This is a genomic window from Leptolyngbya sp. FACHB-671, assembly GCF_014695745.1.
Taxonomy (GTDB): domain Bacteria; phylum Cyanobacteriota; class Cyanobacteriia; order Elainellales; family Elainellaceae; genus JAAUTN01.
In genome coordinates this window covers 42,817-58,676 of the sequence record NZ_JACJOV010000080.1, presented here as the reverse complement: position 1 = coordinate 58,676, position 15,860 = coordinate 42,817, and the positions used below count along the sequence as shown (strand labels likewise).

The 15,860-nt window shown below is 49.9% G+C and carries 16 protein-coding genes; 6 read left to right on the top strand and 10 right to left on the bottom strand.

Translation table 11 applies throughout. The features are described from left to right. Positions 1 to 165 precede the first annotated feature (165 nt). From H6F93_RS10095 to petN, 3 genes are read right to left on the bottom strand one after another with little or no spacing between them, the layout of a single operon-like run. Positions 166 to 705 (bottom strand): GAF domain-containing protein, encoded by a 540-nt coding sequence (locus H6F93_RS10095; RefSeq protein ID WP_347277271.1) that lies wholly within the window; start codon positions 703 to 705, stop codon positions 166 to 168. After that, entirely contained in the window at positions 702 to 875 is a 174-nt protein-coding gene (locus H6F93_RS10090; RefSeq protein WP_190643562.1) for a hypothetical protein, read from the bottom strand. Before H6F93_RS10090 ends, H6F93_RS10095 begins: the two co-directional genes overlap by 4 nt. 41 nt (positions 876 to 916) lie before the next feature. Then, positions 917 to 1,006 (bottom strand): cytochrome b6-f complex subunit PetN, encoded by a 90-nt coding sequence (petN, locus tag H6F93_RS10085; protein WP_190643610.1) that lies wholly within the window; start codon positions 1,004 to 1,006, stop codon positions 917 to 919. A gap of 210 nt (positions 1,007 to 1,216) precedes the next feature. On the opposite strand from petN, the gene H6F93_RS10080 reads away from it, so the two are divergent. After that, positions 1,217 to 2,395 carry a TonB family protein gene (locus tag H6F93_RS10080; RefSeq protein WP_190680341.1) on the top strand — a complete coding sequence of 393 codons (1,179 nt, stop codon included), beginning with the start codon at positions 1,217 to 1,219 and terminating at the stop codon, positions 2,393 to 2,395. A gap of 151 nt (positions 2,396 to 2,546) precedes the next feature. Here H6F93_RS10080 and H6F93_RS10075 read toward each other — a convergent pair whose 3' ends face one another. After that, on the bottom strand, positions 2,547 to 2,864 hold the full coding sequence (locus H6F93_RS10075; RefSeq protein WP_190680340.1) for a hypothetical protein: 318 nt from the start codon (positions 2,862 to 2,864) through the stop codon (positions 2,547 to 2,549). Between the two features lie 484 nt (positions 2,865 to 3,348). Continuing rightward, entirely contained in the window at positions 3,349 to 3,906 is a 558-nt protein-coding gene (locus H6F93_RS10070) for a DciA family protein (RefSeq protein ID WP_190643565.1), read from the bottom strand. Between the two features lie 459 nt (positions 3,907 to 4,365). Between H6F93_RS10070 and H6F93_RS10065 the strand changes: the two genes are divergently transcribed. Then, positions 4,366 to 5,859: an SPOR domain-containing protein gene (locus H6F93_RS10065; protein ID WP_190680337.1), complete on the top strand. Its 1,494-nt coding sequence runs from the start codon at positions 4,366 to 4,368 to the stop codon at positions 5,857 to 5,859. A 119-nt stretch (positions 5,860 to 5,978) separates the two neighbouring features. On the opposite strand, the gene mnmG is transcribed toward H6F93_RS10065, so the two are convergent. Both mnmG and H6F93_RS10055 read right to left on the bottom strand, forming a co-directional pair. After that, positions 5,979 to 7,898 (bottom strand): tRNA uridine-5-carboxymethylaminomethyl(34) synthesis enzyme MnmG, encoded by a 1,920-nt coding sequence (gene mnmG, locus H6F93_RS10060; RefSeq protein ID WP_190680335.1) that lies wholly within the window; start codon positions 7,896 to 7,898, stop codon positions 5,979 to 5,981. A gap of 211 nt (positions 7,899 to 8,109) precedes the next feature. Further along, entirely contained in the window at positions 8,110 to 8,325 is a 216-nt protein-coding gene (locus H6F93_RS10055; RefSeq protein WP_190680333.1) for a hypothetical protein, read from the bottom strand. On the opposite strand from H6F93_RS10055, the gene H6F93_RS10050 reads away from it, so the two are divergent. Both H6F93_RS10050 and H6F93_RS10045 read left to right on the top strand, forming a co-directional pair. Then, the gene (locus tag H6F93_RS10050; protein ID WP_190680331.1) at positions 8,318 to 8,509 is read left to right on the top strand and encodes a hypothetical protein; all 192 of its coding nucleotides are present in this window, start codon (positions 8,318 to 8,320) and stop codon (positions 8,507 to 8,509) included. The genes H6F93_RS10055 and H6F93_RS10050 overlap by 8 nt on opposite strands. A 342-nt stretch (positions 8,510 to 8,851) precedes the next feature. Next, complete coding sequence (locus H6F93_RS10045; protein ID WP_190680329.1) at positions 8,852 to 10,129, top strand: tetratricopeptide repeat protein; 1,278 nt, start codon at positions 8,852 to 8,854, stop codon at positions 10,127 to 10,129. Positions 10,130 to 10,320: 191 nt separating this feature from the next. On the opposite strand, the gene H6F93_RS10040 is transcribed toward H6F93_RS10045, so the two are convergent. Continuing rightward, a complete protein-coding gene (locus tag H6F93_RS10040) occupies positions 10,321 to 10,752 on the bottom strand; it encodes a DUF29 domain-containing protein (protein WP_190643570.1) in 432 nt (143 codons plus the stop codon). A 12-nt stretch (positions 10,753 to 10,764) separates the two neighbouring features. Then, positions 10,765 to 11,328, bottom strand: a complete 564-nt coding sequence (locus tag H6F93_RS10035; RefSeq protein WP_190680327.1) for a Uma2 family endonuclease — start codon at positions 11,326 to 11,328, stop codon at positions 10,765 to 10,767. Between the two features lie 94 nt (positions 11,329 to 11,422). Here H6F93_RS10035 and H6F93_RS10030 point away from each other — a divergent pair, with 94 nt between their 5' ends. Next, positions 11,423 to 11,626, top strand: a complete 204-nt coding sequence (locus tag H6F93_RS10030; RefSeq protein WP_190643572.1) for a hypothetical protein — start codon at positions 11,423 to 11,425, stop codon at positions 11,624 to 11,626. Between the two features lie 93 nt (positions 11,627 to 11,719). On the opposite strand, the gene H6F93_RS10025 is transcribed toward H6F93_RS10030, so the two are convergent. Beyond that, positions 11,720 to 12,538, bottom strand: a complete 819-nt coding sequence (locus H6F93_RS10025; RefSeq protein ID WP_190680326.1) for a phosphate/phosphite/phosphonate ABC transporter substrate-binding protein — start codon at positions 12,536 to 12,538, stop codon at positions 11,720 to 11,722. Positions 12,539 to 12,642: 104 nt separating this feature from the next. Between H6F93_RS10025 and H6F93_RS10020 the strand changes: the two genes are divergently transcribed. Continuing rightward, on the top strand, positions 12,643 to 15,813 hold the full coding sequence (locus tag H6F93_RS10020) for an AAA family ATPase (protein ID WP_190680324.1): 3,171 nt from the start codon (positions 12,643 to 12,645) through the stop codon (positions 15,811 to 15,813). Positions 15,814 to 15,860: the final 47 nt, after the last annotated feature.

The window sequence follows — 15,860 nt, the reverse complement described above, 5'->3', positions numbered from 1 at the left end:
AGTAGCGCAGCAAACTTTGAACGTTGGGTTCCGTTGCGCTGCACCCAACCTACACAACTGCCAGATGATGAGCTGGTAGGTTGGGTGGAGCAGAGCGGAACCCAACACCTTAAACTCGACGTGCTACTACAGAGTTAAAGCAAACTTATTAATGGAACAAGGGGCTTAAGTCCCTTGTTGCCGTACATAGGCTGCGGCTAGCGGGACAAGTCTGTCTTGAATTTCGGTAGTAATACGGCGATCGCCCTCCGTCCATACCCTTGGCTGCTGAAAGACACAGGGTTCCAAAATGCCGTACATTAGTCCCTCATGATAGAGCGGTGCATGAATCAGCGCTCGATGCTGAAACACGTCTCGCTCATAGTCGAGATTGACAATCTCAGGGCCAGCCGTCTCAATATCTTCAACGAAGACAGGCTCAGCCGTGCGAAAAGCGATCGCCATCAGCGGATCTTTACTCGCAATATCGCCTTCTTCTAGCCAATCGGAGCCTGACAAATCAGCCCACTCAGGACTGGTGCCCCAACAGTGGGTGATTCGCCCCTGACCCGTTTGAGGATTACGAAGATAGAGAAAGCAGCGATCGCAGCGCCACGCCTGACACAAAGCAGGCATTAGCGCTGCGAACACCGCATCTAAATTAGAATTTTCTGCAAAAACGGCTTGCAGATACTCAGGCAATTCCCAATCGGTAGAATGGGTCACTTTTTCTTTTTCTTCTTGGAAACACTTTGGTTCTCGCGCATTTCTCGCTCTCGGCGGCGGCGATCGCGCCATTCAATCGTTGTCAGGTAAGCAATGCCACCTGTGAATGCAACCATTAACCCCAGAGCAGTTACAGCAAGAATCCCCAGAGGAGACGTTTCAAAGCCCATAGCTGATTACTGGCTTTCAACTCAGTTGATTTTGTTAATCCTTAGAATCCGTTACGGCCCCAAACCACCATCGTGATAGAGAACGTGAAAACGACTAGCAGCGAAACCCAACCCAAAGTCAAAATATCCATAGCGTTATGTGAAGCCAAAATGTGAAGGTTCAATACATCTGGAATTAGATCCAGAATTTCTCCAGAATCTATCATAATTCAAATCGCTAGCCCTTTCGCCGCTTCCCTTAGAGTTCAGCGTCCCTGTCGTCTATCGCCAAATGGGTAGAACTCATGTTTTCATAGCGGTTAGCTACACACGTTTTCTCTACCGGCTTCCCCCACTAACTCATGAGCCTAGCCCAGAAATATCGCGATCGCTTTGCCGCTCAGCGGGGGAGTTTGACAATCTATTTGGCAGTAGCTGCCGCTTTTCACGGCGGTGTAGTGGCAGGCGGAATTTTTCCCTGGCAACCAATTGAGCCGCCAAACCTGGCTGTGGAACCGATTGAACCGATTGAGTTTGTTTATCTAGAGTCAGAAACTGAGACAAAGCAGAATAGCGATCGCCGCTCTAATATTGATGCGATCGCAGGCGGTGAAGCGAAACCAAACCTGCCTATAGCAGCCGGAAAGCCCGGAATCGAAGAATCCTTAAAAGAAAACAGCACCACAGACAACAAATCAATCGCGCCGCTGCTTCTCCCCCCCGTCTCACCAGGGAGAATTGTTCCAGCTTCTAGTCCTGCAAATAGCGGTCAGGGGAAAGCCACCGAAACCGAAAGCGAAGCAAAACCAGATTCAGTAGCAACCCCGCCACAGCCCACTTCAGAGCCATCCGATGCACCCAACCCTGAAGCTACTGAAACTGCTGAAGCTCCAGATATTGCACCTGCTAGTTCAAATGACAGCGCCTTTGCAGGATTGCCGCAGCTAGAAGCTGACTCGTTCTCACCGAACTCTGCAGCACCAGATCCAGACTTCAATCCGCTTGAACAAACCGTATCGTCTGAATCGGACTTAACGGATCAGCCAGTCCCGTCACAAACTTCAGACTTGCCTACGTCAAACTCACCCGCATCAGACTTGCCCACTTCCCCAGATCAAACCGCAGATCAGACTGCAGCCCCATATGAAGCGGCTCTGAATCTGGGACAAGAGTTTGCTCAAATCGCAAATTCAAACCGCACAGCCTCTAATGAATTTGGCATTGATGCTGAGCAAGACCCGATTTGGGGAGACTATCTGGCTGAGATGAATCAGCAGATTGAACGACAGTGGCAGCGTATTCAGGTCAACGTCGATGCAACGCGCTCTGTAAAAGTCAGATTTACAGTTGATCAATCAGGTGAACTGACCGAGTGGGAAGTAACGCAGCCTTCTGGACTGGCGATCGCTGATGAAGCGGCTATCCAAGCAATTCAGCAATCTGCTCCCTTTGAGCCGCTTCCCCCTGCCGCAAATCAGCAACCACTCACCCGCACGCTGACTTTTTATTACAGCATTCGCCAGCCTGAATCGGTTCAGTAGGCATGAGCGGTGCGGGCGAGTATATAGCTCTAATACTGACTCTCTCTATGGCTGCATATTTTGGAATGTGCCCCGCGTACACGGGGCACATTCCAAAATATGCAGCTTCATGTAGAAACGGGATAAGGAGAATGGGTATAAGTTTGCTTTCCTACTCAGAAAGCACAACGTCTTGCGCTACAACAACCTTTGCAACGTAAGTCGGAAGAACAGGATCAGGGGCGATTACCCCAACGGAGGAACTGCTTCGCATCGCCTCTAGTTCATTGAGCTCAAAAGCCTCCGGTTGCCAAAGCGCCACATCCTCTAAACTCCAGACTGGAGAAAAGGGTGGGATCGCCAGAGAACAAGCCTTCCAAGCGCCGTGAACAAGTACACCCAACTGCCGACATTGACCACCACGCCGACCTTGAGGCACATAGTTTTGGCAGTGCCGACAAGCTGAGATGGCAGAATCCTGTTTTCCCATGGGATCTTGTGTGAGGTTATTCTTCACCCCCATTCTCATCTTTGAATTTGTTTGGTTTTAGCTAGATAAAAGTTCTAAAGCCTTTGCCTGAGATGTTTGTAGCGATCCCGAACAAAAAATGGAATTTAGATTATTTTTAGGTTCCAGTTAACAACTCAGAAATATTAAAAACTTTTGTATCAGTTTTGACAGAGTAGATAAGGTTATCAATTCTTCCTCAAACCTCACGGGGATCAATAGGAAACCAGAAAGACGAGCCTTATTTTTAATTTATTACCTACCCTAAAAAGGGGAAATTGCCTAAATCTAGGACCAAACTTCATCTGAATTTAATCTTTATGAGAGCACACCGTTAAAGATGTCTATTTGTAATTAAATGTTCTGCTTTAAATGCTCGAAAAAATACGGTTGTTGCTTCAAAAAATCGAGCATTGGCAGGTTAATTCTGGGTCTATTCAAAAAAGAGGTGTGTAAATTTACGGGCTTACCATTGCTTACTGGCGCAAAGTGAGCAAATAGACCATCGCTCTAACTCTCCCTTGGGTGTTGGACAGCGGCAGCTAGGGCAGAGCGGCAAGTGCTGCGATCGCGTCTGCATTACCTCAGCCCAATGTCGAAATGCCGAATCTGCATCCTGACGTTCTGACTGAGCCTTTGCCCTGGACGCAGCAAAAGGATCAGCAACTCGGCTAGGGTGTCTTTGCCAGATTTCGGATGCATCTTCCTCCATTGAACTGTTGCCCCGGTAGGGTTGCCAGTGAGCTGTAGAGAAACGAATGTCAGAAAGAGCGTAGGGCAGGTGAGCACTCAATTTCTCTAAAATCCGCTGTCGCTCAAAGGTAAGATTATTTGCCCAAACCGAGCTAGAGGTAGCCACATGCAGCACCCGCCGTTGAATTGAAACTGGACGAGTCTGAGCAGCGACAGCCGGGCCAACCACCTGAAACCAACAGGCAAGCAGTTGTTGAAGCTGCTGTCGCGATCGCCAACCCTCCTGGCTTTGCAAAGCACCTAAAACGTGATGCAGAGATTTAAGCGACATATATATAGTCCTAATACAAAGCCTACAGAGTCCTGAACCTTTGGTGCCCTAAACTGGACTGTGCGAGAAGCTTAACCCCTGTATGATGCGTCTCACAAGCCGTTCAGGATGGTTTTCTTCCATGAGAATCAGGCTTTAATTTAACTGGAAAAGCTCGAATCGGCTGCAAATTTCGGGACTGATTTGATTTTTGTGTAAGTGCGGGCATGCTGCCCGCACTTACACAAAAATCTGAACACTCTCCAAATTTCGGATTAGAATTGGGCGCAAGATAGGGCTGTAGGCTGCGCCATCTTTGACAGCGGCTCAGATTAAGCTAACAATGATTATTTCAGGGATACTTCTCGGTGTAGACAGATTCAGGGGCATCTTTTGCGATTATTCATTGAACCAATCATCACTGAATAAGTCATTTACGTATTACTGGGTCGTCACTCACGTACTGGCAGGAGTAGTTTAATGCGCCAACGTTCCTCACAAGAATCTTCAACTTCACTTCCTTCTAAGCCTCTGCACGCTGTCCTGCAAACTGCACTGGGTGGTTTAGATATGCAGCTAGAGGAGGAACTGTCTCGCTACCGTCGCTCCCGTAAGAGCAAACCGACAAAACCTAAAAGTCGGCGGAGCCGCAGCCGCGATGCTAAACCGATGGACACGATTTATGTGGAGGCGAAAGGGGGAAGGACGCAGGCTGCCGCTGCTGGAGCGATCGCCCTTTCCACTGCGAAAGGCAGGCCCTCCCCAGTGCCACCACCACCGCCCTCTCAGATCAAACGGAGTGTCGCTTCACCAACTCCTCCTTCACCGACTCCTCCATCAACTCCTAACCAATTGGCGATCGCGGCTGCGGCTGCAACTGTCCCCAATGCAGAGCCGTCAGGGCTAGTTTCTCCTGGTGCTGAGGCAGAAACAACCCAAAAGCTGGTTAACCCAGATGACATTAACCTGGGACCAGACGACTACCTAGAATCTTCTGAAGAGTTGCTTAAAAGCCTGGACGATCAGGAGGAGGTTCCCCCGCAAGAGCCGAGCTTTATTCAAAGCTTGTTAACCCCGCTAGGAATTGGCTCCATGCTGCTGCTGCTGCTCTCCAGCGTCACCCTGGGCTATATGATTATGAACCCAGCTAGTCTTGGAATCTTTAGTGAAGGTGAACCGGGGGGCGATCGCAACTCAGAGTTGTCAGGCGAAGTTGCCACTAACCCAGATTCAACTGATTTGCCGAGTAACGCACTACCAGGCTCTCCCGACCTGGCAAGCGAAGAATTTAGAGAATTAAATTTAAGTACGCTCAGCACCTTGCCAACGGGTGAAGCTCCCGCTCCAGTGCCCGTCACTCCAGGAGCAGTCCCCTCTCCAACAGCTTCAACTCCTGCCCAAACCGCACCCCTGCCTAACCCGCAGTCGGCTCCCACCCTGCCGAGGACTGTCGTGCCTGCGACAGTCTCCATGCGCCCAAATGGGCGTTCTGCTCCTAGTCAAGCTTCAGCCCCTGCTCGTCCCAACCCGGCTACTCGTGCTAGCGCTCCGGCTCCCACTCGTCCCAACCCAGCTGCTCGTGCTAGTGCTCCGGCTCCCGCTCGTCCCAACCCAGTTGCTCGTGCTAGCGCTCCAGCCCCTGCTCGTGCTAGCGCTCCGGCTCAAGCAAATACCGCAACGCCTTCTGTTCCTCAGGTGCAAGCTCAGCCTGCGACCCCACCCGTAGCGACAGCGCCCGCTCCTGCGAGCCCTCCTGCCGCCAGCCAAGACGACTACTATTACGTAACGACTCCTTACAATGGCGATCGCAGTTTAGAGCAAGCCCGCCAAGCCGTCGGTGATGCCTATGTCCGCAATACTCCAGAAGGTGGGGCGCAAGTTCAGGTCGGGGCATTTCGCGATCGGGCTGGGGCAGAAGATCTGGCAAGTGAGCTAGAGCAACAGGGCATTTCTGCCGAAGTTCACCAACCCTAACTCGATCAATTAGCACAACAGCACCTCCTGCATAGCTTGTAGCTACACAGAGGTATCAATTAAAAGAGGCAGGGCAAAACCCTGCCTCTTTTAACTAGCTCTAATTTTTGGAATTGGCGTTAGATCCCTGTTGCAGCAGGTTGTTCTTGGCGAGAACGAATCTCTAGATAAACTAGCAACGCATTAATATCCGCTGGGTTCACACCGCCAATGCGAGTCGCTTGACCTACCGTTAGCGGTTTCACCTGAGCCAGCTTTTCACGTGATTCTTTAGAAAGCGTCTCAATCTTGGCATAGTCCAAATCTTGAGGCAGGGGTCGGTGTGCTTGACGGCTGATCTGGTCAATTTGGTTTTGCTGACGTTGGATATAGCCAGAGTATTTGATATCGATCTCTGCGCCTTCTTTTTCCGCCAGATTCAGGGCTGGATTAGCGAGTCCATAATGCTCCAGGGCAGCATAGTGAAATCCAGGGCGACGCAGTAAATCTGCTAACGTAATCGATCCTTTAATCGCCTGCTGAGTGTCGGCAGCGATCTTGCGCCCTAATTCTTCGTGCTCTTTGACTCTGGTTTCGTGCAGGCGCTCCTTTTCGGCGGTGATGTTTTCCTGCTTGAGAGTAAACAATTCCCACCGGCGATCGTCCACCAGTCCAATTTCTCGTCCTAATGGGGTTAACCGCTGATCGGCATTGTCCGATCGCAGCAGCAGCCGATATTCAGAACGAGAGGTGAGCATCCGATAAGGCTCCCGCAGATCTTTGGTGCAGAGGTCGTCAATCAGGGTACCCAGGTAACTTTGCTCACGAGGAAAAATGATCATGGGGCGATCGCGACTAAACCAAGCAGCATTAATTCCTGCCACAAGTCCTTGAGCGGACGCTTCCTCATATCCCGTTGTGCCGTTGATCTGCCCTGCACAAAATAACCCTTCTACCTTTTTAGTCATCAAGGTGGGATAACACTGAGTTGCAGGCAAATAGTCATATTCCACAGCGTAGGCAGGGCGAAGCATAGCGCAGTTTTCTAGACCGGGAAGCGATCGCAACATCTGGATCTGCAGCCCCTCTGGCAGCCCAGTCGAAAACCCCTGGATATAAAGTTCTGGAATATCTCGTCCTTCAGGTTCAATAAAAATTTGGTGCGACTCTTTATCGGCAAATCGTACAATTTTGTCCTCAATGCTGGGACAATAGCGCGGCCCTTTTGCATCTACCCAACCGCCATACACCGGAGAAAGGTGCAGATTCTCCCGGATTAGCCGATGGGTCTCCGCAGTGGTGCGAGTTAAATAGCAAGGCAATTGCTCCCGTTCTACCCACACCTCTGGGTCAAAGCTAAACCAGCGCACCTCTTCATCCCCAGGCTGCAGTTCCAGGTGAGTGTAATCTACCGATCGCCGATCTACCCGTGCTGGCGTTCCCGTTTTCAGTCGCCCAGTTTCAAACCCCAACCGATTTAGCGTTTCGGTTAAACCCACTGCTGCAAATTCTCCAGCACGTCCAGCGGGCATCGACTTATTACCAACCCAAATTACGCCACCCAAAAACGTTCCTGTGGTTAACACCACCGATTTGCACTGAAACGCTACGCCAAAGTAAGTTTGGACACCAATTACCTCATCGTTAGCTCCCAAAACCAGATCCGTTACCATGCCTTCACGGATGGTCAGGTTTTCCTGATTCTCAACGATCTGTTTCATCACAGCGGCATATTCGCGCTTGTCCGTCTGTGCCCGTAAAGCCCAAACCGCTGGACCTCGTGAGTTATTCAGAACTCGCTTTTGTAAATAGGTGCGATCGGCTATCTTGCCAATTTCGCCGCCCAGCGCATCGACTTCATGAGTCAACTGTGATTTGGCTGGCCCACCGACTGCTGGATTGCAAGGCTGCCAGGCAATTTTATCCAAATTCAACGTTAGTAACAGGGTACGACAGCCTAAGCGAGCCGCCGCTAAAGCGGCTTCACAGCCAGCGTGCCCAGCACCCACCACCACCACATCAAAATAATCTTGAAATTCAACGGTTGGAGGATGGGGCATATTATCTGTCTCGCGTACAAAAATCTATTGCTGCAATCGCTATGGAGTCCGATATCGATCTTATCTGGAATTTCACTGAATTAGCCTTGTCCCTCTTCCCATTCGCCTTTTGTACTCATTTCCTTAAATTTAAGCTATGAGAAAAGCGCACCCTATAAGAGAGTGCGCTTCTTTAAACTTGTTTTGATAATTGACTGAAACCCACTACAAGCTAAATTCGTTTTAGTCTCAGCGTTGAGGAACTGTCTGCACTCTCAGTCAGCCTCACTTCTCCATTGGGGTCGAATCGCCCCACCATGAGAGAACCGTCTGCCTTAAAAACAATTTCATTGCCTGTTTCGCTGACAAACTCTAAAGTTTTGGAGAATGGTTCGTCTAGCATCACGCCAGAATAAGTGCCAGCCTCCCAATTAAATGTAATGGTCATAAAGCCTGCTGACCAGGTACCTTCTAGCTCTTCTTTAAGGGAAAGATTGTCTGAATTTGTAGTAGAGGTCAGAGCAGCAGTTGCCGATGAAGTCGTGGTTGAAGCAGATGGCGTAGCACTTGTAGCAATTCTAGGGGCACAGCTAGTCGAAGCGATCGCTAGCAATCCCACTATTAATAATTGAATTCTCATAAGGTAAGGATAAAGGCTGCTTCTATGGTGCCTCTTTAAATAAGGCTTACATCTGTTTCGTTATGAAGAAAGCAAGAAATTTTAGGTCGATTGTCCAAAGTCTTCCTCAATCCTTCATGAACTTCTGTTAAGTCAAACTCTGTAGCTTTAGCCTTGCTGGTTAGGACCTAAAGGGAGGTAGGAACAAGGTTCCTACCTCCCTTTTTGGTCTTTCTTGACCTGTGTAAAGAAGCTGTGACATACTCAAGTTTAAGTTAAATACTAAAAATCGACCGACTTACCGTAGATTAATAAATTTGTTTTTGCTGTTGGACTATTTGGAGGGATTAGACCATTGAAGGACGCTCAGGGGCTAGACGTTACAACCGATTCTAGTGAGGCGATCGCCGCAATCAACCAATTTGTGCAGCAGTCTCTCACCTATGGACGTGAGGCAGAAGCCGCTATTCTCACCGCCATTACCGCAGATCCAACTTGTGCGATCGCCCATGCCTACAGCGCAGCCTATTATCTTTCGCTGGAAAGTGCCGCTGCTCGTAAGCAGGCAAGACCCTATCTAGAATCTGCCCAACACCTTCTACCTCAGGTCACTCAGCGAGAACAGCTTTACATTCAAGCGATCGCAGCCTGGGCGAAAGGAGCAATCGATCGGGCGATTGCAATACATTGGGCGATCGCTGAGCAGTTTCCGCAAGACTTACTCTCCGTGCAGCAGGGGCAATATCACTACTTTTATCGAGGCGACACAGCAGGCTTGCTTCAAATTGCTAAAGCTGCCTTACCCGCAAACCCTGAGCATCCTTATCTCTACAGCATGATTGCCTTTGGTCTAGAGCAGTGCCATCGCTTGAAAGAAGCTGAGGAAACTGGCAGACAGGCAACTGCTCTTGATCGCCACAACCCCTGGGCGCACCACGCTGTTGCTCATGTGATGGAAATGCAGGGGCGAATCGATGAAGGCATTGCTTGGATGGAAAGCCTGTCCGACACCTGGGAAGATTGCAACTCGATGCTTTATACCCACAACTGGTGGCACGTCGGATTGTATTACTTGGCAAAAGCAGACAGGCAAAAAGTGCTGTCGCTCTATGACACTCACATCTGGGGCCGCGCTCGCAAATCAACTCCAAAAGATCAGGTCGGGGCGATCGCACTACTCTCCAGATTGGAGTTAAAGGGAATGAGTGTGGGCGATCGCTGGCAGAAATTGGTTACTCACCTGCTGCCTCGCGTTCACGAACACGCCTTACCCTTTCAGGATTTGCACTACATTTATGCTTTGGCAAGAGGCGGCTGGTTTAGCCAAACGCACGAAATGCTGCTGAGTATGGAAGCTCACGCCCACACGCTAGAACCAACTCAGCAAAATACCTGGCTCAATGTCACCCTACCCGCCGCGCACGGCATGGTAGCTCACGCTAGCAAAGATTGGGAAGGGGCGATCGCTTTCCTCAAACCCGTTTTGCCTCACCTCTGGTCAGTCGGCGGCAGTCATGCTCAAAGACACCTGTTCCAACAAATTTACCTGCACGCGCTGCACCAAGCAGAAAAAAGCCGCACTACCTACTCTCCCTCCTTCGCCCAATACACCGTAAGCAAAGCTGTTGGATAAATGACAATAACGGAATTTATACCTGCTCGGAGTGATAAGTGAAATGAGTTAATATTGCAGCAAAAAAGACTCCAGTATCCATCAGGATTGGCACTCTCATTCAATACCCAAATCCTCTCCTTCTTGTTCTCACCCAAGTAATCAGCACTAAGTAAATAGATCACTAGGACCTTCCAGGAACTAGCACTATGTTAGTCCGGTAAAAAAGTCTCTTCTAAAATTTGTTCCTCAGTGTAGGGACATTCTGCCGGGAACACATCGTAGTCCATTCCGGTTTCTCGAACAGCTAAATCTACTCCTGATTCGTAACCCAAGCACACTGCTTCTGAAAGATAAGGCTTGAGGCTGGGATTTTCTCGCAACACAAGAGAAGCTTCACGGCGCTGCTCTCGGATAGTTGACAACCAACTATTTCCTCGATTAGACGGCTGATATTGCCATTTGAGTAAATGTCCTAATAGCACTCCTAGACGATTTCTGAGTTCCTGCCGTTCTTGCCGTCCCAAACTTTCTATTTCCTCAATCAGATTGGGTAGGTCTATCTGTTCCCAGGTTTTATTCTTAAGCAATTCGGCTTGCTCTTTCGTCCAGGCATAGAAATCACTTTCATAGAGATTCTTCATCGTTTGAGGCCTCTACTCAGGTAAGGCTAACCAGTTAAAGATCTCAGCAGGAGATAGAGAAAGGGCAATGCCTTCTAAGACTGGTAGCATTTCTGATCCTCGGTAGAACTTGACGCGAGACTCAGGAAATACTGCCAAAATGCTTTCATCATCTGGGGCAAGTAACCAGCCTAACTCCGTCCCATTTTGAGAACAGTGCAGCAAATTCTCTAAAACCTTGGTCTGCGACTGGTCAGGCGAAAGAATCTCGATCGCCCAATCAGGATGAAGCTCAAATCGGTTAGCAACCCGACCGGATGGAGAACGGGGGATTCTTTGCCAGCGAAATACCGAAACATCAGGAATGATGGAAGCTCCTCCAAAGGTACAGCGTAGTTCAGGGTAAGCGATCGCAATTTTCTCAGCTTTAGCAACTGCATTGATTGCAGTAACCAATTCCCCTTGTAAAGTGCTGTGTTCTCCCGGGGGCATTGGCTTCTGAATGATTTGATTATGAATAAATTCGCTGGCAGGTTTAGTTTCTGGCAGTTGCAAAAATGCTTCTAGGGTGAGGGAGGGGGTGGAAGTTTGGATCATCTTGCCTCCAGGGAAATAGGAATGAGGGATAAGCTTTGATAAACAAGGCTTTTTTACTCGCTGTCTATCTTTTATTGCTATACCTCATGAGAACTTGCTTCAATCATTTTATTCGGTACGCTGGAAGCAGCGCTATCTAGAGAGTTCTCTATGGCTAGACCTGCCATTCTTCAACCCGGACAGTCTTATACATTTAAATAAGTGGACAGATGAGGCTCAACCTATTCTGCAAGAAGCCATTTCTAGAGATATTTGGCAGTTTGGAATTTTGCACCGAGAGCAAAAGCAGATTGAGTAGGGGCTTACCCTTTACCGAGTGCCAGATGATTTAGAAAGCCTGATTTGCATTCTGGTCAAAACTTTGGAGCCGTAACACTATGCCTAGAATTCATCAACAGATTATTTCGTAGCCTACTTCAAGAGCAGCGTTGTACATGTGAGCGATCGCCTCATAATCCTCACTCTTCACTGCTGCAAAACGACGAATTCCAACCTGTTGCATGTAAGACTGTAACTCCGCATCAGGATTTAATAGAACAGATTGGAGTTGGTCAAGAAAAGTGTTACCAAGTCGTTGGGCGGCAACAAGGGGTGGCATTGGGCATGGGCCAATCGACTCGATAATGCGTAGTTGGAGCGATCGCTCCGGTGAATTCCGAAATTCTTGCTCCAACACGGTGCTATCGATCGCGGCACAATCTACTTTTCCTTCAGCAACCCAGGCAATCGAGTGTTGATGAGAACCGGACTGAATTACTTTGCCGAAAAAGTGAGAAGGATATCCCGATTGCATCAGGCGATCGCGCAACAAGTTATAACCACTATTAGAGCCAGGATCGTTATAGCAGAAGGTTTTTCCTGCTAATTGATCAAGCAAAGTGAGTTCACTAGTAGCACTCACAATCACATCAGAGAAATAAACAGGACGATTTTGATAACGCTCTGCTTGCATCACTGGAGCAGCGATCGCCACAAATTGATCGGGCATTACTTGAGCACGTCTGGCAAAGGGCAAGCCGCAGATGAAAGCTAAATCGATCTGGTCGTGCAGTAATTTTGGGTCTTCGAGGGGGTCAAACTCACTTTGCCAAATCTGTGTCTTCACCTTCAATGCCCGTTCCAGATGTTGCCCTACCGCTGCATAAAGACTCATCAAATTGGGAGCCAGATAGGAAGCAATTTGCAGTGAATGGGGCATCGAGTTTGACATGATTTGCAGAAAATGATGGGAAAAAGTGCGAATGTACTGAAGTTCAGAGGTACTAAAGTGCGAGCGTACTGTTAATTTAAGATCAAGCAACGCACTTGACCGGCATGATTCCGCAACAACTGACGCTGAGAAACTTTTTGAGCTATCGGGAGGCGACCCTGGATTTTCGGGGTCTGCATGTTGCCTGTATCTGTGGCGCAAATGGAGCCGGAAAGTCTTCGCTGCTAGAGGCGATCGCCTGGGCAATTTGGGGGCAAAGCCGCGCCATTGCTGAGGATGACATGATTCACCTGGGCACTCAAGAGGCGCAGGTGGATTTTGTGTTTCACTGTCAGCAGCAGATCTATCGCATCATTCGCACGCGCTATAGGGGGCAAACGACAGCACTAGAGTTTCAGGTGCAAACTCCAGAAGGCTTTCGGGCGCTGACCTGCAAAGGGGTTCGGGCAACGCAGCAGTTGATTTTGCAGCATGTGAAGCTGGACTACGAAACCTTCGTTAATTCTGCCTATTTGCGGCAGGGGCGAGCCGATGAATTCATGTTAAAGCGTCCAGGAGAGCGCAAGCAGATTTTGGCGGACTTGCTCAAGCTAGACCAGTATGATGACCTGGCAGAGCAGGCGAAGGAGCGATCGCGCCAAATCAAAGCCGAGTTAGGGCTATTAGAACAAAGCTTGGAACGAATTGAAACGCAGCTTCAAACGGGAGAATGGCTGGCGGTCGAGCAAGCCAACCTGGAAGCTACCCTGTCTCAAATGCAGCAGCAGCAGGAAGTCGATGCAAACAGTTTGCAGCATTACACAAACCAGCAGCAGCAGCGCCAAACCTGGCAACAGCAACTCACCTTGCAGCAGCAACAGCAGCGCCATCTAAGCCAAGACTGCCAGCGATTGCAGAAAGATTTGACGACCTTACAGCAGCAGCAACAGCAGCTTGAACTGGTGCTAACAGAAGGAGAGGCGATCGCCGCCGGATACACTCAATTTCAGGCACTTCAGGCAGAAGAAGAACGACAAACCGCCAAATTTCAAGCGCACCAGGCAGCCCAATCGCAGCGGCAGAAGCTCCAGCAGCAGCAAGCCGAGGCGTTGAATGTACTTAAAGATCAGTTGCGTCAGGTGCAGGCAAAATTGGAAGCCCTGCAACAGCAGGAGCAGGAAATTCAGCACACCCTGAGCAAAGCCAATGATGTCAAAGCCGCTGTGGAGCAGCTGAACCAGGCGCGATTAAGGTTAAGTGAACTTGACCAGCTTCAGGTCAAAGTTGCTCCCTTATTACAGCGACGGCAGCAAGTTCAGAGCCAGCTTGACCGCATCCAAACCCGCCTAAGTGCCCGCCTAGAAGAACTGCACTCTCTCTCCCGCCAACTCGAAACCCAACAACAGCGCCAGCCCCAACTCCAGCAGTCTGTTATCGCAGTTGCCGAAAGAATTGAACATTTAGAACGACGACGCACCTACCAGCAGCGCGTTCGCGAAAAAGGACTGGAGCGACGCAGCTTCCTAGAACGCCTTCAGGAACGCCAGCGCGACTGTGAACTACAGCTAGCAGAACTGGATCACAAAATTCAAATGCTGAGGCGAGAAGGAGTAGGGCAGTTAAGAGGTGAGGGAGTAGCAGAGATAGAAGAACTCAGCTTCCAGGAGGAATTAGACCGGAGAAACGGTCACGCGGCTCCTTCTACCCCATCCCTTCTGCTCTCCCAATCTCCAATCCCCAATCTCCAATCCCCCTTTCCTCCTTGCCCCCTTTGCGATCGCCCTCTGGATGAACACCACCTTCAACTCGTTCTGGAGCGACATCTGGCAGAGCAAAAGGAAGTGCGCGACCAGCTTTGGGTCGTGCGGGAACAGTTGGCGGTTTCTGAGCGGGAAATTCAGGTACTGCGGCAAGAATATCGCGACCTAGATCAGGAGCTAGCAGGCTACGGGGCAGCGCTAGAGCGGCGAGGGCAGTTGCAGGAACAGCTCAGTATCAGTGCCGATAGCCAAATTCGGCTACAGCAAGTGATGGAGGAAAAGCAAAAGATCGAGCGATCGCTCCACACCAACGACTACGCTGCCGAATTGCAAGAAGAACTGCGGCTACTTGACCAGAGCGTGCAGCAGCTTCACTATGACGACAAAGATCATGCTCTGGCACGGGGGCAGGTCGATCGCTGGCGTTGGGCAGAAATCAAGCAGGCAGAAATCAAGCAGGCACAGCGGCGACAGCTCCAGCTTACCCAACGCAAACCGGAACTCGAAGCCAAACTTGCGGCGCTAGAAGGTGAAATTCAAGCAATTCCTAAATCGCCTCTTCAGCAACAAATTAATCATCTCGATCGCCACATTGCGGAAATTGCTTACGATTTAGAGCAACACACCGCTCTGCGAAATGCTCTGCGACAGGCGCAAACCTGGCAACTGCGCTACCAGGAATGGGGGCAAGCACAGCAGCACTATCCCCAGGTGCAGCAGTGTATTGGTGAACTGATAGCAACCTTGCAGGGCAGAATGCAGGCGTTAGAAGCGATCGCCACTCAAACCAACACCCTGAACTCACACCTCACCCAAATTCCTGATTGCACCGCCGCAATGCAGTCTCTCGAAGCTCAAATGCAGCATCGACGAGCCCAGTTAGATTCACACCTGGCGCACCTGGGACGCTTAGAACAGCAACAGCAGCAGCTCACCCTACTGAAACAGCAGCAGCAGGAACAGCAACAGCAGTGCAAAACCCTTCAGCGGCAATATCGCGTTTACCAGGAACTTGCTCAAGCCTTTGGCAAAAACGGTATTCAGGCACTCATGATCGAAAACGTGCTGCCTCAGCTTGAAGCCGAAGCTAACCGCATTCTAGGCAGACTCAGCGCCAATCAGCTTCACGTCCAGTTTGTCACGCAGCGGGCAGGACGACGTAAAAGTACCAGCCGCAACCCATCGAAGCTGATCGATACGCTAGATATTCTGATTGGTGACGTGCAGGGCACTCGCCCCTACGAAACCTATTCTGGCGGGGAAGCCTTTCGAGTCAATTTTGCAATTCGGCTAGCGCTGGCGCGACTGTTGGCTCAACGCTCTGGCACTGCCCTGCAAATGCTCATCATCGACGAGGGATTTGGCACTCAGGATGAGGCAGGATGCGATCGCCTCATTAGTTCTATCCAAGCGATCGCCCCTGACTTTGCCTGCATTCTCACCGTTACCCACATGCCCCACTTCAAAGAGGCATTCCAAACCCGCATTGAGGTTTGCAAAACGCAACAGGGGTCACAGGTAAGCCTGTTGGCTTAATGAGAAGGTTGATTTTTCGTGCCCGAAGCGCACGAAAAATCAACCTT